Origin of the sequence: Streptomyces caniscabiei, assembly GCF_014930365.1 — a bacterium.
GTDB classification, from domain to species: domain Bacteria; phylum Actinomycetota; class Actinomycetes; order Streptomycetales; family Streptomycetaceae; genus Streptomyces; species Streptomyces caniscabiei.
Genome location: NZ_JABXWI010000007.1, coordinates 101662 through 124577, shown reverse-complemented (window position 1 = coordinate 124577; position 22916 = coordinate 101662). Strand labels below are relative to the sequence as shown.

At 70.0% G+C, this 22916-nt stretch carries 20 protein-coding genes and 1 pseudogene; 4 read left to right on the top strand and 17 right to left on the bottom strand.

The genetic code is table 11. The annotated features are described in order from the left end of the window. Positions 1-3 precede the first annotated feature (3 nt). From nuoL to HW837_RS20475, 12 genes are read right to left on the bottom strand one after another with little or no spacing between them, the layout of a single operon-like run. Positions 4-1899: an NADH-quinone oxidoreductase subunit L gene (nuoL, locus tag HW837_RS20530; protein ID WP_045559363.1), complete on the bottom strand. Its 1896-nt coding sequence runs from the start codon at positions 1897-1899 to the stop codon at positions 4-6. Between the two features lie 15 nt (positions 1900-1914). Further along, a complete protein-coding gene (gene nuoK / locus HW837_RS20525; RefSeq protein WP_009310327.1) occupies positions 1915-2214 on the bottom strand; it encodes an NADH-quinone oxidoreductase subunit NuoK in 300 nt (99 codons plus the stop codon). Next, a complete protein-coding gene (locus tag HW837_RS20520; protein ID WP_045559362.1) occupies positions 2211-3050 on the bottom strand; it encodes an NADH-quinone oxidoreductase subunit J in 840 nt (279 codons plus the stop codon). Before HW837_RS20520 ends, nuoK begins: the two co-directional genes overlap by 4 nt. Further along, on the bottom strand, positions 3047-3649 hold the full coding sequence (gene nuoI, locus HW837_RS20515; RefSeq protein WP_045559361.1) for an NADH-quinone oxidoreductase subunit NuoI: 603 nt from the start codon (positions 3647-3649) through the stop codon (positions 3047-3049). The genes HW837_RS20520 and nuoI overlap by 4 nt, the downstream gene beginning before the upstream one ends. Next, complete coding sequence (gene nuoH, locus HW837_RS20510) at positions 3642-5006, bottom strand: NADH-quinone oxidoreductase subunit NuoH (protein WP_045559360.1); 1365 nt, start codon at positions 5004-5006, stop codon at positions 3642-3644. The genes nuoI and nuoH overlap by 8 nt, the downstream gene beginning before the upstream one ends. After that, on the bottom strand, positions 5003-7507 hold the full coding sequence (locus HW837_RS20505) for an NADH-quinone oxidoreductase subunit G (protein ID WP_045559359.1): 2505 nt from the start codon (positions 7505-7507) through the stop codon (positions 5003-5005). The genes nuoH and HW837_RS20505 overlap by 4 nt, the downstream gene beginning before the upstream one ends. Then, positions 7504-8859 carry an NADH-quinone oxidoreductase subunit NuoF gene (gene nuoF / locus HW837_RS20500; RefSeq protein ID WP_045559358.1) on the bottom strand — a complete coding sequence of 452 codons (1356 nt, stop codon included), beginning with the start codon at positions 8857-8859 and terminating at the stop codon, positions 7504-7506. The genes HW837_RS20505 and nuoF overlap by 4 nt, the downstream gene beginning before the upstream one ends. Then, positions 8859-9689, bottom strand: coding sequence for an NADH-quinone oxidoreductase subunit NuoE (nuoE, locus tag HW837_RS20495; protein WP_193380588.1), 831 nt, complete (start codon positions 9687-9689; stop codon positions 8859-8861). The genes nuoF and nuoE overlap by 1 nt, the downstream gene beginning before the upstream one ends. A 29-nt stretch (positions 9690-9718) precedes the next feature. After that, entirely contained in the window at positions 9719-11059 is a 1341-nt protein-coding gene (locus HW837_RS20490; RefSeq protein WP_045559357.1) for an NADH-quinone oxidoreductase subunit D, read from the bottom strand. Next, the gene (locus HW837_RS20485; protein WP_045559356.1) at positions 11056-11817 is read right to left on the bottom strand and encodes an NADH-quinone oxidoreductase subunit C; all 762 of its coding nucleotides are present in this window, start codon (positions 11815-11817) and stop codon (positions 11056-11058) included. The genes HW837_RS20490 and HW837_RS20485 overlap by 4 nt, the downstream gene beginning before the upstream one ends. Beyond that, a complete protein-coding gene (locus HW837_RS20480) occupies positions 11814-12368 on the bottom strand; it encodes a NuoB/complex I 20 kDa subunit family protein (RefSeq protein ID WP_003998928.1) in 555 nt (184 codons plus the stop codon). The genes HW837_RS20485 and HW837_RS20480 overlap by 4 nt, the downstream gene beginning before the upstream one ends. A gap of 14 nt (positions 12369-12382) precedes the next feature. Further along, entirely contained in the window at positions 12383-12742 is a 360-nt protein-coding gene (locus HW837_RS20475) for an NADH-quinone oxidoreductase subunit A (protein WP_009310323.1), read from the bottom strand. 716 nt (positions 12743-13458) lie between these two features. Here HW837_RS20475 and HW837_RS20470 point away from each other — a divergent pair. Beyond that, positions 13459-14295, top strand: coding sequence for a C40 family peptidase (locus HW837_RS20470; RefSeq protein WP_045559355.1), 837 nt, complete (start codon positions 13459-13461; stop codon positions 14293-14295). Between the two features lie 216 nt (positions 14296-14511). Here HW837_RS20470 and HW837_RS20465 read toward each other — a convergent pair whose 3' ends face one another. Next, positions 14512-15804: a geranylgeranyl reductase family protein gene (locus HW837_RS20465; RefSeq protein ID WP_045559354.1), complete on the bottom strand. Its 1293-nt coding sequence runs from the start codon at positions 15802-15804 to the stop codon at positions 14512-14514. Positions 15805-15963: 159 nt separating this feature from the next. Here HW837_RS20465 and HW837_RS20460 point away from each other — a divergent pair, with 159 nt between their 5' ends. Then, positions 15964-16470, top strand: coding sequence for a GNAT family N-acetyltransferase (locus tag HW837_RS20460; protein ID WP_045559353.1), 507 nt, complete (start codon positions 15964-15966; stop codon positions 16468-16470). 57 nt (positions 16471-16527) lie between these two features. Here the strand turns inward: HW837_RS20460 and HW837_RS20455 are convergent. After that, positions 16528-17615 (bottom strand): annotated as a pseudogene (locus HW837_RS20455) (RNA-guided endonuclease InsQ/TnpB family protein). A 420-nt stretch (positions 17616-18035) separates the two neighbouring features. On the opposite strand from HW837_RS20455, the gene HW837_RS20450 reads away from it, so the two are divergent. Then, positions 18036-18359, top strand: a complete 324-nt coding sequence (locus HW837_RS20450; protein WP_064744255.1) for a PASTA domain-containing protein — start codon at positions 18036-18038, stop codon at positions 18357-18359. Positions 18360-18556: 197 nt separating this feature from the next. Here the strand turns inward: HW837_RS20450 and HW837_RS20445 are convergent, their stop codons facing one another. Further along, positions 18557-20341, bottom strand: a complete 1785-nt coding sequence (locus HW837_RS20445) for a zinc ribbon domain-containing protein (protein WP_193380515.1) — start codon at positions 20339-20341, stop codon at positions 18557-18559. Between the two features lie 154 nt (positions 20342-20495). Then, positions 20496-21194 (bottom strand): demethylmenaquinone methyltransferase, encoded by a 699-nt coding sequence (locus HW837_RS20440; RefSeq protein ID WP_045559591.1) that lies wholly within the window; start codon positions 21192-21194, stop codon positions 20496-20498. A 126-nt stretch (positions 21195-21320) separates the two neighbouring features. Here HW837_RS20440 and HW837_RS20435 point away from each other — a divergent pair, with 126 nt between their 5' ends. Continuing rightward, on the top strand, positions 21321-22364 hold the full coding sequence (locus HW837_RS20435) for a chitinase (protein WP_196789953.1): 1044 nt from the start codon (positions 21321-21323) through the stop codon (positions 22362-22364). A 94-nt stretch (positions 22365-22458) separates the two neighbouring features. On the opposite strand, the gene HW837_RS20430 is transcribed toward HW837_RS20435, so the two are convergent. Further along, positions 22459-22911, bottom strand: a complete 453-nt coding sequence (locus tag HW837_RS20430; RefSeq protein ID WP_193380514.1) for a hypothetical protein — start codon at positions 22909-22911, stop codon at positions 22459-22461. Between the last annotated feature and the right edge of the window lie 5 nt (positions 22912-22916).

The window sequence follows — 22916 nt, the reverse complement described above, 5'->3', positions numbered from 1 at the left end:
GTATCAGACCGCCCTCATCAGCAGGGTCGCGGCGATGAGGATCGCAGCGCCGCCGAACATCGAGACCGCGTACGACCGGGCATAGCCGTTCTGGATCCGGCGCAGCCGCCCGGAGAGGCCGCCCATCGAGGCCGCCGTGCCGTTGACGACGCCGTCGACCAGGGTGTGGTCGACGTAGACGAGGGAGCGCGTGAGGTGCTCTCCGCCGCGGACGAGGACGACGTGGTTGAAGTCGTCCTGGTAGAGGTCGCGCCGGGCGGCCCGGGTGAGCAGCGATCCGCGCGGGGCGACGACGGGAACGGGCCTGCGCCCGTACTGGAGCCAGGCGAGTCCGACACCGATGACCATCACGGCGACGGTGGCCGTGGTGACCGCGGCGGCGCTGATCGGCGGATGGCCGTGCGCGTGGTCGGTGACGGGCTCCAGCCAGTGGATGAAGCGGTCGCCGATGCTGAAGAACGCGCCGCCGAAGACCGATCCGACGGCCAGGACGATCATGGGGATCGTCATGACCTTGGGGGACTCGTGCGGGTGCGGTTCGTGGCCGTGTTCGTCGGGCTGCCAGCGCTTCTCGCCGAAGAACGTCATCAGCATCACGCGCGTCATGTAGAACGCGGTGATGGCCGCGCCCAGCAGGGCCACGCCGCCGAGGATCCAGCCCTCGGTGCCGCCCTTGGCGAAGGCCGCCTCGATGATCTTGTCCTTGGAGAAGAAGCCGGACAGGCCGGGGAAGCCGATGATGGCGAGGTAGCCGAGGCCGAAGGTGATGAAGGTGACCGGCATGTACTTCCGCAGGCCGCCGTACTTGCGCATGTCGACCTCGTCGTTCATGCCGTGCATGACCGAGCCGGCGCCGAGGAACAGCCCGGCCTTGAAGAAGCCGTGCGTCACCAGGTGCATGATCGCGAAGACGTAGCCGATGGGGCCGAGGCCGGCGGCCAGCACCATGTACCCGATCTGCGACATCGTCGATCCGGCGAGGGCCTTCTTGATGTCGTCCTTCGCGCAACCGACGATCGCACCGAAGAGGAGCGTGACCGCGCCGACGACGGTGGTGACGAGCTGGGCGTCCGGGGCGCCGTTGAAGATGGCGGCGGAGCGGACGATCAGGTAGACGCCGGCGGTGACCATGGTCGCGGCGTGGATGAGGGCGGAGACCGGGGTCGGGCCCTCCATCGCGTCCCCGAGCCAGGACTGCAGCGGCACCTGGGCGGACTTGCCGCAGGCCGCGAGCAGCAGCATCAGGGCGATCGCGGTGAGCGTGCCCTCGCTCGTCTCGCCGACGGCGCCGAGGACCGGCCCGAAGGCGAAGGTCCCGAAGGTGGTGAACATCAGCATGATGGCGATGGACAGCCCGACGTCGCCGACGCGGTTGACCAGGAAGGCCTTCTTCGCGGCGGTGGCGGCGCTGGGCTTGTGCTGCCAGAAGCCGATCAGCAGGTACGAGGCGAGGCCGACGCCCTCCCAGCCGACGTACAGCAGGAGGTAGTTGTCGGCGAGGACCAGCAGCAGCATCGCCGCGAGGAACAGGTTCAGATAGCCGAAGAAGCGGCGGCGGCGCTCGTCGTGCTCCATGTACCCGATGGAGTACACGTGGATGAGCGAGCCGACTCCGGTGATCAGCAGGACGAACGTCATCGACAACTGGTCGAGCTGGAAGGCGACGTCCGCCTGGAAGCCCTCGACGGGGATCCAGCTGTACAGGTACTGGGTCATCGCCCGGTGTTCGGCTTCCTTGCCGAGCATGTCGGCGAAGAGCACGGCACCGATGACGAAGGAGGAGGCGGCGAGGGCCGTGCCGATCCAGTGGCCGACGGCGTCCAGGCGGCGGCCGCCGCACAGCAGGACCGCCGCTCCGAGCAGGGGCGCCGCGACCAGCAGCGCAATCAGGTTCTCCACGATTCTTCCGACCCCTTACAGCTTCATCAGGCTGGCGTCGTCGACCGAGGCCGAGTGGCGGGACCGGAACAGCGACACGATGATCGCGAGTCCGACCACGACCTCCGCGGCGGCGACGACCATCGTGAAGAAGGCGATGATCTGGCCGTCGAGATTGCCGTGCATCCGGGAGAAGGCGACCAGGGCGAGGTTGCAGGCGTTGAGCATCAGCTCCACGCACATGAACACCACGATCGCGTTCCGCCTGATCAGAACGCCGGTGGCGCCGATCGTGAACAGCAGGGCGGCGAGATACAGGTAGTTGACGGGATTCACTTCGATGCCTCCCCGCGCTTGGGGCCGTTCCCGCTGTTGCTGCGCTCCAGGCGGTCCTCGGCGCGCTGCTCCAGGGCCTTGAGGTCGCTCAGTGCCTGGGTCGACACGTCGCGGACCTGGCCCCGGTCCCGCAGGGTCTTGCTGACGGTCAGATCGGACGTGGTGCCGTCGGGCAACAGACCCGGGATGTCGACCGCGTTGTGCCGGGCGTAGACGCCGGGGGCCGGCAGCGGCGGGAGGTGCTTGCCCTCGCGCACACGCTGTTCGGCCAGCTCGCGCTGGGTCTTGGCGCGCTCGGTGCGCTCACGGTGGGTGAGGACCATGGCGCCGACGGCGGCCGTGATGAGGAGGGCGCCGGTCAGCTCGAAGGCGAAGACGTAGTCGGTGAAGATGAGGGCCGCGAGGCCCTCCACGTTGCCGCCGGCGTTGGCCGTGCCCAGGCCGTTGAACTCCGTCAGCGAGGCGTTGCCGATGCCCGCGATCAGCAGGATGCCGAAGCCGAGGCCGCACAGGAGGGCCAGCCAGCGCTGGCCCTTGATGGTCTCCTTCAGGGAGTCCGCCGCGGTGACGCCGACGAGCATCACCACGAACAGGAACAGCATCATGATCGCGCCGGTGTAGACGACGATCTGCACGATGCCCAGGAAGTAGGCGCCGTTGGCGAGGTAGAACACCGCCAGGACGATCATGGTGCCGGCGAGACAGAGCGCGCTGTGCACGGCCTTCTTCATGAAGACGGTGCACAGGGCGCCGATCACGGCGACGGTGCCGAGGACCCAGAACTGGAAGGCCTCACCGGTGGAGGTGGTGTAGGCGGCGATGTCGTACGCGCTCATGCCTCCGCCCCCTCTTCTTCTGGCTTCTCGCCCTTGGAGGTGGCCACCTGCCGCTTGGTACCGGGCGCGGCCTCGGTGACCAGGCCCCGGTAGTAGTCCTGCTCGTCGGTGCCGGGGTAGATCGCGTGCGGCGAGTCGACCATGCCCTCTTCCAGACCGGCGAGCAGCTGCTCCTTGGTGTAGATGAGGTTGGCGCGGCTGGAGTCGGCCAGCTCGAACTCGTTGGTCATCGTGAGCGCGCGCGTCGGGCAGGCCTCGATGCACAGGCCGCACAGGATGCAGCGGGCGTAGTTGATCTGGTAGACGGCGCCGTACCGCTCGCCCGGGGAGTAGCGCTCCTCGTCCGTGTTGTCGGCGCCCTCCACGTAGATGGCGTCGGCGGGGCAGGCCCAGGCGCACAGTTCACAGCCGACGCACTTCTCCAGGCCGTCCGGATGGCGGTTGAGCTGGTGCCTGCCGTGGAACCGCGGGGCCGTGGTCTTCTGCTGCTCCGGATACTGCTCGGTCAGCCGCTTCTTGAACATGGCCTTGAAGGTCACGCCGAAGCCGGCGACGGGGTTCTGGAACCCCTGCTTGTTCTCTTTCGGCTCCTCAGCCATCGGACGCCTCCCTCCCATTCGAAGATCCGTCACTGTCAGTATCGGACCCACCACTGACAATCAGCTCCCGCTCCCGGCGCGGGCGCCTGCGGGGCACCGGCGGGAGGGTCTGTCCGGGCAGGGGCGGTACGGGGAATCCGCCGGCCATCGGGTCGAAGCCGGCCGGTTCGGCGGGCGTTTCCTGTGCCTCTCGGCGGTCGCGGAACATGTCGGCGACGACGGAGAGCAGGAAGAGGACGATGACGGCGCCGAGGACGTACAGCGCGATCTCGGCGAAGTCGTAGTTCTCGTTCCTGAGGGTCCGCACGGTCGCGACGAGCATCAGCCAGACCACGGAGACCGGGAGGAGGACCTTCCAGCCGAGCTTCATCAGCTGGTCGTAGCGGACGCGTGGGAGGGTGCCGCGCAGCCAGATGAAGAAGAACAGCAGCAGCTGCACCTTCACCACGAACCAGAGCATCGGCCACCAGCCGTGGTTGGCTCCCTCCCAGAAGGTGCTGATGGGGTAGGGGGCCCGCCAGCCGCCGAGGAACAGCGTCACCGACACGGCCGAGACGGTCACCATGTTGACGTACTCGGCGAGCATGAACAGCGCGAACTTGATCGACGAGTACTCGGTGTTGAAGCCGCCGACCAGGTCGCCCTCGGACTCCGGCATGTCGAAGGGGGCGCGGTTGGTCTCGCCGACCATGGTCACGATGTAGATGACGAACGAGACCGGCAGCAGCACGATGTACCAGCGGTCCTGCTGCGCCTCGACGATCGCCGACGTCGACATCGACCCGGAGTAGAGGAAGACGGAGGCGAACGCGGCGCCCATGGCGATCTCGTAGGAGATCATCTGCGCCGCGGAGCGGAGGCCGCCGAGCAGGGGGTAGGTGGAGCCGGAGCTCCAGCCCGCGAGGACGATGCCGTAGATGCCGACCGAGGCGACCGCGAGGATGTAGAGCATCGCGATCGGCAGGTCGGTGAGCTGCATCGTGGTGCGCTGGCCGAAGATCGAGATCTCGTTGCCGGCCGGGCCGAAGGGGATCACCGCGATCGCCATGAAGGCCGGGATGGCCGCGACGATCGGCGCGAGGACGTAGACGACCGTGTCCGCGCGTTTGACGATGACGTCTTCCTTGAGCATCAGTTTGACGCCGTCGGCGAGCGACTGGAGCATGCCCCAGGGGCCGTGCCGGTTCGGGCCGATGCGCAGCTGCATCCAGGCGACGACCTTGCGTTCCCACACGATGGAGAACAGCACGGTGATCATCAGGAAGGCGAAGCAGAACACCGCCTTGACGACGACCAGCCACCAGGGGTCGCGGCCGAACATCGAGAGGTCTTCCGCGGCGAGGTACAAGGGGCTCACGCCTCCACCTCCTCGGGGGCCTCGGCGGCGAGCGTCGCGGGGCCGATACGGACGAGTGCGCCGGGCAGCGCCCCGGTGTCGGAGGCGACACCCGAGCCGGTGGAGTTCAGCGGCAGCCAGACCACACGGTCGGGCATCTCGGTGATCCGCAGCGGCAGTTCGACGACCCCGGCGGGGCCGCTGACCGCGAGGACGTCGCCGTTCTTGACGCCCACCTCTGCGGCGGTGGCGGCCGACACGCGCGCGTGGGCGGCGTGCCGGGTGCCGGCGAGCGCGTCGTCGCCGTCCTGGAGGCGGCCCTGGTCGAGCAGCAGCCGGTGTCCGGCGAGGACGGCCTCCCCGGCGGCCGGGCGCGGCAGCGCGGCCCCGACCTCCACCGGCTCGTTGGCCCGCGCGCCGTCCCACGCGCCGAGGCGGTCCAGTTCCGCGCGCGTGGTGCGCAGGTCCGGCAGCCCCAGGTGGACGTCCATGGCGTCGGCCAGCATCTGCAGGACGCGCCCGTCGGTGGGAGCCACGCGGCGGGTCATCTGGTCGGGCTTCAGCGCGGCCTCGAACATCCGCACGCGGCCTTCCCAGTTGACGAAGGTGCCCGCCTTCTCGGCGACGGCGGCGACCGGGAGGACGACGTCCGCGCGGTCGGTGACCTCGCTGGGCCGCAGTTCCAGCGACACCAGGAAGCCCACCGCGGACAGCGCCTCACGCGCGCGTGCCGGGTCGGGCAGATCGCCGACTTCCACACCCGCCACCACCAGGGCCCCGAGCTCTCCGGTGGCGGCGGCCTCGACGATCTGCCCGGTGTCCCGGCCGTAGCGCGCGGGGAGTTCGGCGACGCCCCAGGCGGCGGCGACCTCCGCGCGTGCGCGCGGGTCGGTGGCCGGGCGGCCGCCCGGCAGCGCCGACGGCAGCGCGCCCGCCTCGACGGCGGCGCGTTCCCCGGCCCGGCGCGGGATCCACACCAGCTTCGCGCCGGTCAGCGACGCGGCCCGGACGGCGGCGGTGAGCCCGCCGGCGACACCCGCGAGGCGCTCCCCGACGACGATCACGGAGCCCTCGGTGCGCAGCGCCTCGGCGGCCTTCGTGCCGTCGTCGTCGAGGCCGAAGCCGCTCGCGAGGGCGTCCAGCCACTCCGTCTCGGTGCCGGGCGCGGCGGGCAGCAGGGTGCCGCCGGCCTTCGTGAGGCCCCGGGTGGTGTGCGTCGCCAGCGAGAACACCCGCTGCTTGTGCTTCCGCCAGGCCTTGCGCAGCCGCAGGAAGACGCCGGGCGCCTCCTCCTCCGCCTCGAACCCGACCAACAGGACGGCCGGCGCCTTCTCCAGGGAGGCGTACGTGACGCCCGTACCGTCGAGGTCACGGCCGCGGCCTGCGACCCGGGCGGCCAGGAAGTCGGCCTCCTCGCCGCTGTGCACGCGCGCGCGGAAGTCGATGTCGTTGGTGTCGAGGGCCACGCGCGCGAACTTGCTGTACGCGTAGGCGTCCTCGACGGTGAGCCGGCCGCCGGTCAGGACGGCGGCCCGGCCGCGCGCCGCCGTCAGCCCCCGGGCGGCGGCCTCCAGGGCCTCCGGCCAGGACGCGGGCTCCAGCACGCCGTCGGCGTTGCGGACGAGCGGGGTGGTCAGCCGGTCGGGGCGCTGCGCGTAGCGGAACCCGAAGCGGCCCTTGTCGCAGATCCACTCCTCGTTGACCTCGGGGTCCTCGGCCGCGAGGCGGCGCATGACCTTGCCGCGCCGGTGGTCGGTGCGGGTGGCGCAGCCGCCGGAGCAGTGCTCGCAGATCGACGGCGAGGAGACCAGGTCGAAGGGGCGGGAGCGGAATCGGTACGCCGCCGAGGTCAGCGCGCCGACGGGGCAGATCTGGATGGTGTTGCCGGAGAAGTACGACTCGAAGGGGTCGCCCTCGCCGGTGCCGACCTGCTGCAGCGCGCCCCGCTCGATCAGCTCGATCATCGGGTCGCCGGCGATCTGGTTGGAGAACCGGGTGCAGCGGGCGCACAGCACGCACCGCTCGCGGTCGAGCAGGACCTGGGTGGAGATCGGGACCGGCTTCTCGTAGGTGCGCTTGCGGCCCTCGAAGCGGGACTCGGAGTGGCCGTGCGACATGGCCTGGTTCTGCAGCGGGCACTCGCCGCCCTTGTCGCAGACGGGGCAGTCCAGCGGGTGGTTGATGAGCAGGAGCTCCATCACACCCTTCTGGGCCTTCTCCGCGACCGGGGAGGTGAGGTGGGTCTTGACGACCATCCCGTCGGTGCAGGTGATGGTGCAGGACGCCATGGGCTTGCGCTGGCCCTCGACCTCGACGATGCACTGGCGGCAGGCGCCGACCGGGTCGAGGAGGGGGTGGTCGCAGAAGCGGGGGATCTCGACGCCGAGTTGTTCGGCGGCCCGGATGACCAGGGTGCCCTTGGGCACGCTGATGTCGATGCCGTCGATGGTCAGCGAGACGAGATCTTCCGGCGGGACCGCCGCCTCGCCGCCCCCGGAGGGAGCGCTCGTGGTCACGGTCATGCGTTCACCTCCGCGTGCTTGTCCTTGTCGGCCCAGGCGGTCGACCTGGCCGGGTCGAAGGGGCAGCCCCGGCCCGTGATGTGGTCCTCGTACTCCGCGCGGAAGTACTTGAGGGAGGAGAAGATCGGCGAGGCGGCGCCGTCGCCGAGGGCGCAGAAGGACTTGCCGTTGATGTTGTCGGCGATGTCGTTCAGCTTGTCGAGGTCGCTCATGACGCCCTTGCCGGCCTCGATGTCGCGCAGCAGCTGCACCAGCCAGTAGGTGCCTTCGCGGCAGGGGGTGCACTTGCCGCAGGACTCGTGGGCGTAGAACTCGGTCCAGCGGGTGACGGCCCGTACGACGCAGGTGGTCTCGTCGAAGCACTGGAGCGCCTTGGTGCCGAGCATGGAACCGGCGGCGCCCACGCCCTCGTAGTCGAGGGGGACGTCGAGGTGCTCGTCGGTGAACATCGGCGTAGAGGAGCCGCCCGGCGTCCAGAACTTGAGGCGGTGGCCGGGGCGCATGCCGCCGCTCATCTCCAGCAGCTGGCGCAGGGTGATGCCGAGGGGGGCCTCGTACTGGCCGGGGGAGGCGACATGGCCGCTGAGGGAGTAGAGCGTGAAGCCGGGGGACTTCTCGCTGCCCATCGACCGGAACCATTCCTTGCCCCGGTGCATGATGGCGGGAACCGACGCGATCGACTCGACGTTGTTCACGACAGTGGGACAGGCGTAGAGGCCTTCCACGGCAGGGAAGGGGGGACGCAGTCGCGGTTGACCGCGGCGGCCTTCGAGCGAGTCGAGCAGTGCGGTCTCCTCACCGCAGATGTACGCCCCGGCGCCGGCGTGCACGGTGATGTCGAGGTCGAGTCCGCTGCCCAGGATGTTCTCGCCGAGGAAGCCCGCCTCGTAGGCCTCACGGACGGCCTCGTGCAACCGCCGCAGGACGGGGACGACTTCACCCCGCAGATAGATGAAGGCGTGCGAGGAACGGATGGCGTGGCACGCGATGATCATGCCCTCGATGAGGCTGTGCGGGTTCGCGAAGAGGAGCGGGATGTCCTTGCACGTTCCGGGCTCCGACTCGTCGGCGTTGACAACGAGATAGTGCGGTTTTCCGTCGCCCTGCGGAATGAACTGCCATTTCATTCCGGTCGGGAACCCCGCGCCGCCGCGGCCGCGCAGACCCGACTCCTTGACGTACGCGATGACGTCGTCCGGTGACATGGCCAGCGCCTTGCGCAGGCCCTCGTACCCGTCGTGCCTGCGGTAGACGTCGAGCGTCCACGCGTTGTCCTCGTCCCAGAAGGACGACAGCACGGGTGCGAGCAGCTTCTCCGGGCTGCTGCCCTTGATCTCGGGTGCCAACGTCATCACTCCCCCTCCTCGGCGGCGGGCCCCGACGGGTGGTGCGGGTCCGAGGCCGACGTGTCCTGCGGCGCGTCGTGCGAGCTGAGGTGCTCGGTGGGCGACGGCTCGTGCACGCGGTCCTGCGGCTCGTCGTGCGGGCCACCGTCGCGTGGGTGGACGACGCGCACGGGTCCGGCCTCTCCCCTGGCCAGGCGGAGGCCGACCAGCGAAGCGGGTCCGGCGCCGCCGCTCGCCTCGACGGCCCCGGGCCGCTCGTCGGGGAAGCCGGCGAGGATCCGCGCGGTGTCCTTGAAGGTGCACAGCGGCGCCCCGCGCGTGGGCCGGACCTCGGCCCCCTCGCGCAGGTCGTCGACGAGTCGCTTGGCGCTGTCGACGGTCTGGTTGTCGAAGAACTCCCAGTTGACCATCACGACCGGCGCGAAGTCGCAGGCCGCGTTGCACTCGATGTGCTCCAGGGTGACCTTGCCGTCGTCGGTGGTCCCGCCGTTGCCGACACCGAGGTGGTCCTGGAGCGCCTCGAAGATCGCGTCGCCGCCCATCACCGCGCACAGGGTGTTGGTGCAGACGCCCACCTGGTAGTCGCCGGAGGGCCCCCGGCGGTACATGGAGTAGAAGGTGGCGACGGCGGTGACCTCGGCCGTGGTCAGGCCTAGCACGTCGGCGCAGAACCGCATGCCGGTGCGGGTGACATGGCCCTCCTCCGACTGCACGAGGTGCAGCAGCGGCAGGAGGGCGGACCGGGAGTCCGGATAGCGGGCGACGACCTGGGCCGCGTCCCGCTCCAGCCGGGCCCGAACGTCGTCCGGGTAGTCGGGCGCGGGCAGTTGGGGCATGCCCAGGCTGACGCCCTCGGGGGTGGTGGTCACCGGTCGACGCCTCCCATCACGGGGTCGATGGACGCGACGGCGACGATGACGTCGGCGACCTGGCCGCCCTCGCACATCGCCGCCATGGCCTGCAGGTTGGTGAAGGACGGGTCGCGGAAGTGGACCCGGAAGGGGCGGGTGCCTCCGTCGGACACGGCGTGCACCCCGAGTTCGCCCTTGGGCGACTCGACCGCCGCGTACGCCTGTCCCGGCGGGACGCGGAAGCCCTCGGTCACCAGCTTGAAGTGGTGGATCAGGGCCTCCATGGATGTGCCCATGATCTTCTTGATGTGGTCCAGGGAGTTGCCGAGTCCGTCCGGTCCGAGGGCGAGCTGCGCGGGCCAGGCGATCTTCTTGTCGCCCACCATGACCGGGCCGGGCTCCAGCCGGTCCAGGCACTGCTCGACGATCCTGAGGGACTGCCGCATCTCTTCCAGGCGGATCAGGAAGCGGCCGTAGGAGTCGCAGGTGTCGGCGGTCGGGACGTCGAAGTCGTACGTCTCGTAGCCGCAGTACGGCTGGGCCTTGCGCAGGTCGTGCGGGAGGCCGGCGGAGCGCAGGATCGGGCCGGTGGCGCCGAGGGCCATGCAGCCGGTCAGGTCGAGGTGGCCGACGTCCTGCATCCGGGCCTTGAAGATGGGGTTGCCGGTGGCGAGCTTGTCGTACTCGGGCAGGTTCTTGTCCATCTTCTTCACGAACTCGCGGATCTGGTCCACCGCGCCGGGCGGCAGGTCCTGGGCGAGTCCGCCGGGCCGGATGTACGCGTGGTTCATGCGCAGGCCGGTGATCAGCTCGTAGATGTCGAGAATGAGTTCACGATCACGGAAGCCGTAGATCATGATCGTGGTGGCGCCCAGCTCCATGCCGCCGGTGGCGATGCACACCAGGTGGGAGGAGAGCCGGTTCAGCTCCATCAGGAGCACACGGATGATCGTGGCGCGGTCGGGGATCTGGTCCTCGATGCCGAGGAGCTTCTCCACGGCGAGGCAGTACGCCGTCTCGTTGAAGAACGGCGTCAGGTAGTCCATGCGCGTCACGAACGTGGTGCCCTGCGTCCACGTGCGGTATTCGAGGTTCTTCTCGATGCCGGTGTGGAGGTAGCCGATGCCGCAGCGGGCCTCGGTGACGGTCTCGCCGTCGATCTCCAGGATCAGCCGGAGCACTCCGTGGGTGGACGGGTGCTGGGGGCCCATGTTGACGATGATGCGTTCGTCGTCGGACCGGGCGGCGGTCTCGGCGACCTCGTCCCAGTCGCCGCCGGTGACCGTGTAGACGGTGCCCTCGGTGGTCTCGCGCGCCGAGGCGGCGGACTCGGCGGATGCGTGCTGCGTGTTCATGAGTACGACCTCCGCTGGTCCGGAGCCGGGATCTGGGCGCCCTTGTACTCGACGGGGATGCCGCCGAGGGGATAGTCCTTGCGCTGCGGGAAGCCCTGCCAGTCGTCCGGCATCATGATCCGCGTCAGTGCGGGATGGCCGTCGAAGACGATGCCGAAGAAGTCGTACGTCTCGCGCTCGTGCCAGTCGTTGGTCGGGTAGACGGGGACGAGCGACGGGATGTGCGGGTCGGCGTCGGGGGCGGAGACCTCCAGGCGGATCAGCCGGTTGTGGGTGATCGAGCGCAGGTGGTAGACGGCGTGCAGCTCGCGGCCCTTGTCGCCGGGGTAGTGGACGCCGGAGACGCCGGTGCACAGCTCGAAGCGCAGAGCCGGGTCGTCGCGGAGGGTGCGGGCGACGCGGAGCAGGTGCTCGCGCTCGATGTGGAAGGTGAGCTCGCCCCGGTCGACGACGGTCTTGTCGATCACGTTCTCGGGGACGAGGCCCTGTTCCTCCAGGGCGCCCTCCAGCTCGTCGGCGACCTCGTCGAACCAGCCGCCGTAGGGGCGGACGGCCTCGCCGGGGAGCCGGATGGAGCGGACCAGGCCGCCGTAGCCGGAGGTGTCGCCGCCGTTGTTCGCGCCGAACATGCCGCGCTGGACGCGGATCTCCTCGCCGCCGTCGCCGCGCTGGCCGGGGAGGTTGGAGGCGGCGAGGTCCTTCTCGGGGTTCACCCCGTTCGAGCCGCCGCTGCCGTTCTTGCCGTTCGCGTCGCTCATCGCAGCAGCCCCTTCATCTCGATGGTGGGCAGTGCCTTGAGCGCGGCCTCCTCGGCCTCGCGGGCCGCTTCCTCCGCGTTCACACCGAGCTTGGACGTCTGGATCTTCTGGTGGAGCTTGAGGATCGCGTCCATCAGCATCTCGGGCCGTGGCGGGCAGCCCGGGAGATAGATGTCGACCGGGACGATGTGGTCGACGCCCTGGACGATCGCGTAGTTGTTGAACATGCCGCCGGACGACGCGCAGACCCCCATGGAGATCACCCACTTCGGGTTCGGCATCTGGTCGTAGACCTGCCGCAGCACCGGCGCCATCTTCTGGCTGACCCGGCCGGCCACGATCATCAGGTCGGCCTGGCGCGGCGAGCCGCGGAAGACCTCCATGCCGAAGCGCGCCAGGTCGTAGCGCCCCGCGCCCGTGGTCATCATCTCGATGGCACAGCAGGCGAGGCCGAAGGTGGCGGGGAAGACGGATGCCTTGCGTACCCAGCCCGCGGCCTGCTCGACGGTGGTCAGCAGGAAACCGCTCGGCAGTTTTTCTTCGAGTCCCATGGCTTAAAGGCCCCTCAGTCCCATTCCAGGCCGCCGCGGCGCCAGACGTACGCGTAGGCGACGAAGACGGTGAGCACGAAGAGCAGCATCTCCACGAGCCCGAAAACACCCAGGGCGTCGAAGGTGACGGCCCACGGGTAGAGGAAGACGATCTCGATGTCGAAGACGATGAAGAGCATCGCCGTCAGGTAGTACTTGATGGGGAAACGCCCGCCGCCGGCCGGCGTGGGGGTGGGCTCGATCCCGCACTCGTAAGCCTCGAGCTTGGCCCGGTTGTAGCGCTTCGGGCCGATCAGCGTGGCCATGATCACGGAGAAGATCGCAAAGCCTGCCCCGAGGGCTCCCAGTACGAGGATGGGCGCATAGGCGTTCACCGCTCCTCGCTCCTCTCAGTCGGCACTGACTGCTGGCGGATTGCGTGGGTCCTGCTCTCCCGCCCCACCGGCCACACGAACCCCGCCTGTCTCGACGAAGATCGCGAACATGTGAAGCAGGTCACAAGCCCAACTGCCCCGCATCCTATGCCTGCCGGTCTGTGATCTGCGACACGGGTGCAGCACCGAGTTTGTGATCTCCACCACCTGACGAAGGATCATGAAGTCGGATGAGCGACGATCTTCGTACACGAAGCGCCAGACTGATCACCAGAAGTGACATTTTAGCTCGTTACCGCTGGTCACGCAGGTCGTCTCCATATCAAGAGAGTTCCGCTGCATGCAAATTGGTGCTGGACGGGACCCCTTGATAGAGCACCCCGTTCACACCCCGGGGGGAGGTCCCGCGACGGATGTGGACGTGTGCACGCATTCACGAGCGCCGGGCGGAGCCACTCCCGCGCGGGACGCCGCCGGAGCGGGTGACCGTTCCGTGACCTGCGCCACATCGGACCGAGATCAAATCAACCGGCCTTGGCCACTCGCTGCGATCGATGGTAAGCGCAGGGCAATTCGGGCGTAATCACGAAAGCGCATGATCAAAGGCCTGTTCGACCCTGTCCGCTATGCCCGTTACGGCGTCAATAAAGAGTGACGCGGGAGGAATTTGCGGCCTCCGTTGAACAACTGTGGCGCAGCACACGTTTCTTGAAGGTATGGAGGAGTCGCTGGTACCGCTTGTACCCATGTCCCACACCGCTCACATACGCAGCCACCGGAAGCCCCGCCGCAACGCGTCCTCGATCGCGATGCGCGCCGGAGTCGCCGGTGGCGTTCTCAGCACCGTGGCCGTGGCCGGCGCGTCGACGGCCGCGTTCGCCGCGGAGCCGGTGACGCAGACGCTCGAACTGCCCACCCTCACGGCCGACCTGGCCACGCAGGCCGCGCAGTCCGCGGACGCCACGCAGGCGATGGCGGCCGACTACCAGCTGCAGGCCGAGCGTGACGCGGCCGCCGAAGAGGCGGCCAAGCAGGCCGACAAGGACCTCGCCAAGGCGAAGAAGGAAGAGGCCCGGAAGAAGGCCGCCGAGGAGGCCGAGCGCAAGGCCGCCGCCGAGCGTGCCTCGCGTGACAGTGAGCGGGCCACCCTCTCGACCAACTCGTCGACGGCGACCTCGACCGCGACGGCGCCCGCCTCCGGCAGCGTCGGCACGGTCATCTCGTTCCTGAAGGCGCAGCTCGGCGACGCCTACGTCATGGGCGCCACCGGCCCCAACGCGTGGGACTGCTCCTCGCTCGTGCAGGCCGCGTTCAAGCAGGTCGGCGTGGACCTTCCCCGGGTCTCGCAGGACCAGTCGATGCAGGGCACCGAGGTCTCGCTGTCGAACCTCCAGGTCGGCGACATCCTGTACTGGGGCGCCAAGGGTTCGGCGTACCACGTGGGTGTCTACGTCGGGAACGGCCAGTACCTGGACGCGGCGAACCCCTCCAAGGGCGTCGTCATCCAGGACCTCTCCGGCTACCCGGCGACGGGCGCGGTGCGCGTGCTCTGACCCACGCGGTCGCCCAGGACATTCTCGAAGGGCCGCTCTCCCCGTAGGGGACAGCGGCCCTCGGGCTGCCCGGGAAAGGCCACAGGCGCCCCGCAGGGCGCCTTTCACCCCACCCCCCAGGTGTTCCGCGCTCCGGGACGGCGGCGGACCCCCAGGGGGCGCACAGGGGTTCGGCCCGCGTGGGCGGGGCGCGGTGGCCGCCCCGCCGGGCCCGGGTCAGGCCTTCGGGGCCACCTTGCTCAGGCCGTTGATGATGCGGTCCATCGCGTCGCCGCCGGTGGGGTCGGTCAGGTTGGCCAGCATCTTCAGGGTGAACTTCATCAGCAGCGGGTGGGTCAGGCCCCGCTGCGTGGCGAGCTTCATGATCTTCGGGTTGCCGATGAGCTTCACGAAGGCGCGGCCCATCGTGTAGTAGCCGCCGAAGGTGTCCTTGAGGACCTGCGGGTAGCGCTGGAGAGCGAGTTCACGCTGCCCGGGGGTGGCGCGGGCGTGGGCCTGGACGATGACGTCGGCGGCGATCTGGCCGGATTCCATCGCGTAGGCGATGCCCTCGCCGTTGAAGGGGTTCACCATGCCGCCGGCGTCGCCGACCAGCAGCAGGCCCTTGGTGTAGTGCGGTTGGCGGTTGAAGGCCATCGGGAGGGCGGCGCCGCGGATGGGCCCGGTCATGTTCTCGGGGGTGTAGCCCCACTCCTCGGGCATGGACGCGCACCAGGCCTTCAGGACGTCGCGCCAGTCCAGCTCCTTGAAGGCGGAGGACGTGTTGAGCACGCCCAGACCGACGTTGGACGTGCCGTCGCCCATGCCGAAGATCCAGCCGTAGCCGGGGAGCAGCCGGTCCTCGCCGGGTCCGCGCTTGTCCCACAGCTCCAGCCAGGACTCCAGGTAGTCGTCGTCGTGGCGCGGCGAGGTGAAGTACGTGCGGACCGCGACGCCCATCGGACGGTCCTCGCGGCGGTGCAGGCCCATCGCGAGGGAGAGCCGGGTGGAGTTGCCGTCGGCCGCGACCACCAGCGGGGCGTGGAAGGTGACTTCGCGCTTCTCGTCGCCGAGCTTGGCGTGCACACCGGTGATCCGGCCCGTGCGGTCGTCGATGATCGGCGCGCCCACGTTGCACTGCTCGTACAGCCGGGCGCCCGCCTTCTGCGCCTGGCGGGCGAGTTGCTCGTCGAAGTCGTCGCGCTTGCGGACGAGTCCGTAGTTCGGGTAGGCGGCGAGATCCGGCCAGTCGAGCTGGAGACGGACGCCGCCGCCGATGATCCGCAGGCCCTTGTTGCGGAGCCAGCCGGCCTCTTCGGAGATGTCGATGCCCATCGCCACGAGCTGCTTGGTGGCGCGCGGGGTGAGGCCGTCGCCGCAGACCTTCTCCCTGGGGAAGCTGGTCTTCTCCAGGAGCAGTACGTCCAGCCCGGCCTTGGCCAGGTAGTACGCGGTGGTGGAACCGGCTGGCCCGGCCCCGACGACGATCACATCGGCGGTGTGTTCGGTAAGGGGCTGGGGCTCGGTCACGACGGGTTCTCCCCAAGAAGTAGAAGGATCGATGCAGCGGGATCGGAGCAAGGCCTGCTGGACGCCCGGGGAACCGGACGGCCGGAAAACATGTGCCGACGGTCGTCGGACATGGGCAGTCTATTCAGCGGTACCGATCATCGGCTGAAGGGCTGCCCTGTGAACCGAGCTCTGCCCGACGTACGGCTGCGTGTCCCCACCGACGAGGACGCCTTCGCCTGGCACCGGATCTTCGACGATCCCGACGTCATGGAGTTCCACGGCGGCCGGTCGGCCGAGCTGTCCGTCTACGAGGAGCTCACCGCGCGCCAGCGCCGCCACGACGCCGAGCACGGGTTCTGCCTGTGGACGCTGCTCGACGAGGAGGGCCGGGCCATCGGCTTCACCGGGGCCCAGCCGTGGCCCCGCGCGTGGGGCCCGACCGGCGAGATCGAGATCGGCTGGCGGCTCGCCCGCGACCACTGGGGCAAGGGGTACGTGACCGCCGCCGCGGCCCAGACCCTGGAGCGGGTGCGGGCGGCCGGTGTCGGCGGCGTCGTCGCCATGGTCGACGCGCGCAACGAGCGGTCCATCGCCGTCACGCGGCGGCTGGGGATGGAACTGGCGGAGACGTTCACGACACCCGTCTCGGGCCGTCCGGGCCACTGCTACCGACTGACGCTTTGACATGCTCCTCGCCCTGAAGGGCGAGGATTCTGGCCTTTCCCACCGGTTGCTGTGCCGCTACGCGGCACGGTTTCCGGTGGGGAATCCGTGGCTTCCTGTTTCTTCGCGCTGCGCCAGAACGGATTCTGGTCTTACCGGCGCTCCGCAGGCTGATACCGCCAGTCCGGCGGCCTGTTTCACGTTGAGTGCGGCGTTGTGATCCCGGTCGTGGACCGTGCCGCAGGCGGTACATGTCCATTCCCGGATGTGCAGGGGTTTGGGACCGTCCTTGATCCCGCAGGTGGAGCAGACCTGACTCGTCGGCTCGTACCGGCCGATCTTGATGAGGGTGCGTCCGTACCGTTCCGCTTTGTATTCCAGCATGGTCACGAACGCCGTCCAGCCCGCGTCGTGGACGGACTTGGCCAGCCTGGTACGCGCCAGTCCCGTCACCGACAGGTCCTCCACGGCAATTCCTTGGTTCTCGGAGATCAGCCGGGTGGAGAGCTGGTGGTGGAACTCTTTGCGGGCGTCGGTGACCTTGGCATGGGCGCGGGCGACCTTCAGGCGTGCCTTCTCCCGGTTCTTCGATCCCTTCTGTCTGCGGGACAGGTCCCTCTGGGCCTTCTTCAGCTTCTTCTCCGCCCGGCGCAGGAACCGGGGTGAGTCGATCTTCGTGCCGTCGGAGAGGACGGCGAAGTGGGTGAGGCCGAGGTCGATGCTCTGGTCCGACTCGGGCATCCGGGCGGCGTCTTCGGCGGGGTCGGTGTCGATGACGAAGGAGGCGAAGAACCTGCCGGCCGCGTCCTTGATGACGGTGACGGAGGTGGGGGTGGCGGGCAGGGTGCGGGACCACTTCACCTTCACCGCCCCGATCTTCGGCAGGTTCAGGCGCCCTTTGTCGGTGATGTTCCACCGGGCGTTTGCGGTGAACCGGATCGACTGCCGGGCGTCCTTGCGGGACTTGAACCGGGGCGCACCCAGTTTCGGGCCCTTGCGGGTGCCCTTGAGGGAGGCGAAGAAGTTCTTGTAGGCGGCCTCGGCGTCGCGCAGCGACTGCTGCAGGACCACCGCGGACACCTCATCCAGCCAGGACCGCTCCACGGTCCGTTTGCGATCCGCTGACCCGCATCCGGGTACACGCGGAAGGCGTACCGGAGCTGCATGACGATCACACTAGGCAGATCGAACGAGTGCCGTCATCGGGAACATGCGAGCGAACCTTCACCCGTCGCCGCAGCACACAGTCCGGCTCCGCCGGAACGACACCGCGACGCTCCGCGTCGCAGGCATGAGATCCGCTTCACCTCCGGGGTGAACCCCGGAGCACTGCGAATGAATCCCGGTAGCCGCCAGGCGGTTCCGCGTCCCGCAGTTCCGCGTCCCGCGGTTCGGCGCCCGGCCGTTGGGCGATCCGGCCGTTGGGCGATCCGGCTGTTGGGCGATCCGGCTGTTGGGCGATCCGGCTGTTCGGGATTTCGGCAACTCGTCACCCACCGTAGCGCTTTGCCGCAGATTGCCACGCAGTGCTTCCGGGCGGGGGCGCTCGGCGGTTACCCTGCCGGTACCGCTGGGGGTGAACATCTGTGCGCATAACACCCAAGTCATCCGAAGTGCGTGTGCCACGGTTCGTCGGGCTGATGGCCGTGGACGCGCGCGAGACGGCCGAGGCGGGCGGGGTGCTCCTCGCCGCGCCCGACCGGCCCGACTTCGCACGCACCGTCGTGGACCACGTCGTACGGCAGTACCCGCCGCCCGGCGTGCGGGTGCCGCGCGGGGCCGCCGTGACCGTGTGGTTCGAGTCGGGCGACGACGGCGGGGGCGTGCGGGAGCCCCGGCCCGGCGGGCCGCCGCCCGGCCTGCGCAGGGCGTTGGACGAGCCGGGGGACCCGTTCGCGGTTCTCCGCTAGGGCCTGCCGTTTGGATCATGCCGACTGCGGGCGACGGCTCCTGTTGGCTGCCGGTGAGCGGGGCATGGCGCGTGCAGCTGCAAGGCGGAGGAGGCAGCCAACGCGGAGCGTTGGGGACTGACGACAACGCCGCAGATGTGCGTGCCACGCCCCGCGGCCCAGGCGTGATCCAAACGACAGGCCCCAGGGGCCGGTTCCTACTTCTGCCAGAGCAGGATCGCCGCCGCTCCTCCCCCGCCGATCACGAAGGCCGCCGCGATGGTGAGCACCCAGGTCAGCGTGCGGCTGCGGGACTTGGGCGGCTCGGTGGGCGGCAGGTGGTGGTGGCCCAGTTCGACGAGCGGAGGCTCGTAGGGGGCCGGGGCGGTGGGCTGCCCCGGGACGCCGTGGCCCAGCGTCGGTCCGCTGCTCGGCATCGCCGGGACGGGCGGTGGGATCACCGCCGTACGCGCTCCCGCCATCTGCACCAGATAGGGCGCGAGGAAGGCCGCGGCGAAGATCCACAGCAGCGAGAAGAGCAGCACCTCGGCGATGTCGAGGCCCACGTCCACCTGGCCCGCGACCGCGAACTCGGTGCTGAGTTCCGCCGTCGCCGAGCCGGACGTCTCCATGCCGAGGCCGCTGACGCCGGCGAGGAGCAGGAAGAGCCCGAAGAAGACGCCGGCGGCGAGGAGTTGTTCGCCGCGCCCCGAGGAACGGCGGGCCGCGAGGACCCCGAGGACCAGGGCGCACACCGCGCCGAGCGTCAACGCGCCCACGACCGCCCAGGAGTTGACGGCGTCGCCGAGTTCGGAGAGGCCGAACGACTCGCGCTCGTAGTCGCCGTACGGGCCGGACTCCACGAGCCCGTAGTCGCCGGAGGAGTCGTACGAGGTGTCGTCCCCGTACCGGGTACGGCCCGCCTCGCCCTGGACGGACGCGCCCCAGGAGAGGCCGAGGAGGGTGATGGCGAGGTTGGGGAGGACGAACAGCACGAGGAGGAGCGGGTTGAGGTCCTCCTCCCACTCGGCCTGCCACTCGTCGTTCGCCGCGAGGACGACGAAGGTGACGAGCGAGCAGAGGGCGAGGACGATCACCATGGCGCGTACGGCCGTTCCGGTCGCGCGGAACAGGGTCCGGGGCCCGGGGCGGACGGCGAGCCAGGCGGCCAGGTCGTCGCGTTGCAGCAGGCCGACGCAGACGGCGGCGGTGAGCAGCAGCGCGCCCAGCGCGGCGCGCCAGGGGGACGTCGAGGCCTCGACGTGCGCGATCTCCGGCTGCGCGAACAGCCCCAGCAGCAGGACGGCGGCCGTCACCAGCAGCGTGACCCGCACGGCCGCTTCGAGCCCGGCGCTGCGGCCGCCGCCGGTTCCCGCCCCGGGCACTCCCCCGCCGGCCCCGGCGTACGCGGCGCGGGTCACCATCCGGGTGCGCAGGTGCCGTACGGCGAGGAACAGCGCCCCGACGAACAGGACGGTCACCGTGAGCGGGACGAGGGTCAGGGTGAAGGCGGCCTCCGCGGACCGGTAGTCGCCCGCGAAGTCGCCGCCCTCGCTCCCGGAGATCTCGAAGCCGCCGCCGAGGCCCTGGAGGAGGGCGGCGAGCGCGAGGCCCAGACGGTCGCCGAAGCCGACGAAGTCGTCCTCGTCCGCGGCGCCCTGGCCGTACGAGGGGACGGCGAGGGCGAGCGCGGCGGCGAGGAGCAGCCCCACCGGCCAGAGCGCGGCCGCCGCGGAGCCGCCCCAGTCGCCGCGGAAAGCCCGGCCGAAGAAGGCGCCGACGGGCGAGGGGGGCGCGGGGGCGGGAACGTACGCGGGAACGTACGCGGGAGGTGGCGGCGGCCCGACGGGGGGCGCGCCCGGCGGCGCCGTCGGTGGTGGTGGGGCCGGGGGCCCGACGGGGGGCGTCGTCGGGGGGACCAGCATGCGTTCCCCGCCGCACTTCACGCAGAAGCGCGCCTCGGCAGGGCCTGGTGTCCCGCAGTGCGGGCAGTAGGACGTCATCGAACCCCCGTCGTCAGATGTCACCGGTGCGTGCCGGTGTATCAACGGACGGTAGTTTCTGTTGACCGGTTCCCGTCAACAGGATTCCCCGGCGGACATCCCTCGTGCGGGTGAACTCCGTTATCGAAGGCCGGACTTCGGCCGTCGCCGGTGCCTACGCGGGGGCCTTGAAGCCGCGGTGCAGCGCGACGATCCCGCCCGAGAGGTTCCGCCAGGCGACCTTCTCCCACTCGGCCTTCCGGAGGCGCTCGGCGAGGCCCGCCTGGTCGGGCCAGGCGCGGATGGACTCGGCGAGATAGACGTACGCGTCGGGGTTGGACGACACCGCGCGCGCCACCGGCGGCAGCGCGCGCATCAGGTACTCGGTGTACACCGTCCGGAACGGCGTCCAGGTCGGGTGGGAGAACTCGCAGATCACGACGCGGCCGCCGGGCTTGGTCACCCGGTACAGCTCGCGCAGCGCGGTGTCGGTGTCCTGCACGTTGCGCAGGCCGAAGGAGATGGTCACCGCGTCGAAGGTGTCGTCCTTGAACGGCAGCCTCGTGGCGTCGCCCGCCGTGAACGGCAGCCAGGACAGGCGCTCCTTGCCGACCTGGAGCATGCCGAGGGAGAAGTCGCACGGCACGACGTACGCGCCGGTCTGCGCGAAGGGCAGCGAGGAGGTGCCCGTACCGGCGGCGAGGTCGAGGATCTTCTGCGCGGGGCGGGCGTCGACGGCGCGCGCGACCTCCTTGCGCCAGCGCCGGTCCTGTCCGAGGGACAGCACGTCGTTGGTCAGGTCGTACCGTTTCGCCACTCGGTCGAACATCGAGGCGACTTCGTGCGGCTGCTTGTCCAGGGATGCGCGGGTCACGGGCCCATTGTGGCAGTACGGGCCGGACGCGGGTGCGGCGCCCGGCCCGTAGCGCGTCACGGCGGCGGCCTCGCTCTTCATCGGGAAACACCCCTGCGGTACAGGCGCCTGTGCTTCATTGCCGTCATGAGCACCGTGAGCAATTGCCTGAAACCGGCCGTCGGTCTGCTGTGTCTGGTGGTCCTGGCCTGCGCGGGCTGCACCACGGACACCGACGGGTCCCCGACGGGGGCCGCCGCGACGCCCACGGCGTCCCCCGCTCCCCCGACCGCGCCGGCGTCCGCGTCCCCGGTCACGACCTCCACGACCTACGCGCCGTACGTGAACGCCACCGAGGCCTCCGGCCTCGACGACGCCGGGTCGGCCACCACGTACCACCTGGCGTTCGTGATCGCCGACGGTGACGCGTGCACGCCCACGTGGAACGGCACGGAGGCGATCGACGACACGGCGGTGAGGTCCCGTGTCGCGGCGCTCACCGGCACGGGGGCGTCGGTGCGGGTCTCGTTCGGCGGCGCCTCGGGGACGGAGCTGGCCGAGGCCTGCGACAGCGCGGACGAGCTCGCCGAGGCGTACGGCGCGGCGCTCGACGCGGCCGGCTCGACCGAGGCGGACTTCGACGTCGAGGGCGACGCGCTCAAGGACTCCGACTCCGTCGGCCTGCGCTCCGAGGCGATCGCGCTCCTCCAGAAGGACCGCCCCGACCTCTCCGTCTCCTTCACCCTCCCCGTCATGCCGTCCGGCCTCGACGACGACGGGGTGGCCCTGCTCGACTCGGCCAACGACCACGCCGTCCTCGTCACCACGGTCAACATCATGACCATGAACTACGCCAGTTCGTACGACGGTGACATGGGCGACTACGCGGAGCGGGCGGCCGAGGCGACGCACGGGCAGCTGATGGACGTCTTCGGCACGAGCGGGTCGACGGCGTGGGGGGCGCTGGCGATGACCTCGATGCTGGGGGTCAACGACGTCGACAACGAGACGTTCACGCTGGAGGACGCGGCTCAGGTGCGGGAGTTCGCGGAGGAGAAGGGGGTGGCGTGGGTGTCGATGTGGGCGACGTTCCGGGATCGGGAGTGTGGAGACGGGGCGAGTGACGAGCTGGTCGACTGCAGTGGGGTGGAGCAGGAGGACGGGGCGTTCGGGGAGGCGTTCTCGGGATGAGCTCGGGGGCTTCTGCCGTATGCGGAGTGCCGGTCGTTCGTGGTTGATCGCGCCCGCGCGGCGGAGCCGCACGTCGATACAGCCCCGCGCCCCTTTATCGCCGGCGGTGGATCAGGCGCCCGGCGCACACCGTGGCCAGACAGATGTCCCCGGCCTCGTCGAAGACCGCCAGGTCTGCCCGGCCCAGCTCGACGATCGTCGGGGGGCTCGGCGATGGCAGTACCGCCACATGGTTGCGCTCGGCGGCCGCACGCAGTTCCGGGGTGTGCGCGTGCTGTTCCAGAACCGCGACGCCGCCCGCCTTCAGCACCGCGTGGACGCGTTCGCGTGGGGAGGGGGCCTCCGGGAGGGGGCCCTTGTGCACCCGGCCGGGCCCGAGGACGCCGGGCCAGTGACGCACCCGGGCCCCGTGGAATCGCTCCTGGACCTCGGCCAGCGTGCCCATGCCCACGACCCGGGTGCCGTCCACCACGACGGCGCCGCCCTTGATCGGCTCCGGGTCGTCCCAGGTGCGCCGTACCTCGTCGGCGGCGTGAATGGTCAGCACGGGGG

Excerpts from the sequence above, each read along its gene's own strand:
- nuoI (WP_045559361.1), bottom strand. The coding sequence starts at position 3,649 with ATGGCTGAGGAGCCGAAAGAGAACAAGCAGGGGTTCCAGAACCCCGTC.
- HW837_RS20490 (WP_045559357.1), bottom strand. The coding sequence starts at position 11,059 with ATGAACACGCAGCACGCATCCGCCGAGTCCGCCGCCTCGGCGCGCGAG.
- HW837_RS20505 (WP_045559359.1), bottom strand. The coding sequence starts at position 7,507 with ATGACCGTGACCACGAGCGCTCCCTCCGGGGGCGGCGAGGCGGCGGTC.
- nuoF (WP_045559358.1), bottom strand. The coding sequence starts at position 8,859 with ATGACGTTGGCACCCGAGATCAAGGGCAGCAGCCCGGAGAAGCTGCTC.
- HW837_RS20485 (WP_045559356.1), bottom strand. The coding sequence starts at position 11,817 with ATGAGCGACGCGAACGGCAAGAACGGCAGCGGCGGCTCGAACGGGGTG.
- HW837_RS20470 (WP_045559355.1), top strand. The coding sequence starts at position 13,459 with ATGGAGGAGTCGCTGGTACCGCTTGTACCCATGTCCCACACCGCTCAC.
- HW837_RS20445 (WP_193380515.1), bottom strand. The coding sequence starts at position 20,341 with ATGACGTCCTACTGCCCGCACTGCGGGACACCAGGCCCTGCCGAGGCG.
- nuoE (WP_193380588.1), bottom strand. The coding sequence starts at position 9,689 with ATGCCCCAACTGCCCGCGCCCGACTACCCGGACGACGTTCGGGCCCGG.
- HW837_RS20480 (WP_003998928.1), bottom strand. The coding sequence starts at position 12,368 with ATGGGACTCGAAGAAAAACTGCCGAGCGGTTTCCTGCTGACCACCGTC.
- HW837_RS20435 (WP_196789953.1), top strand. The coding sequence starts at position 21,321 with ATGAGCACCGTGAGCAATTGCCTGAAACCGGCCGTCGGTCTGCTGTGT.
- HW837_RS20520 (WP_045559362.1), bottom strand. The coding sequence starts at position 3,050 with ATGAGCGCGTACGACATCGCCGCCTACACCACCTCCACCGGTGAGGCC.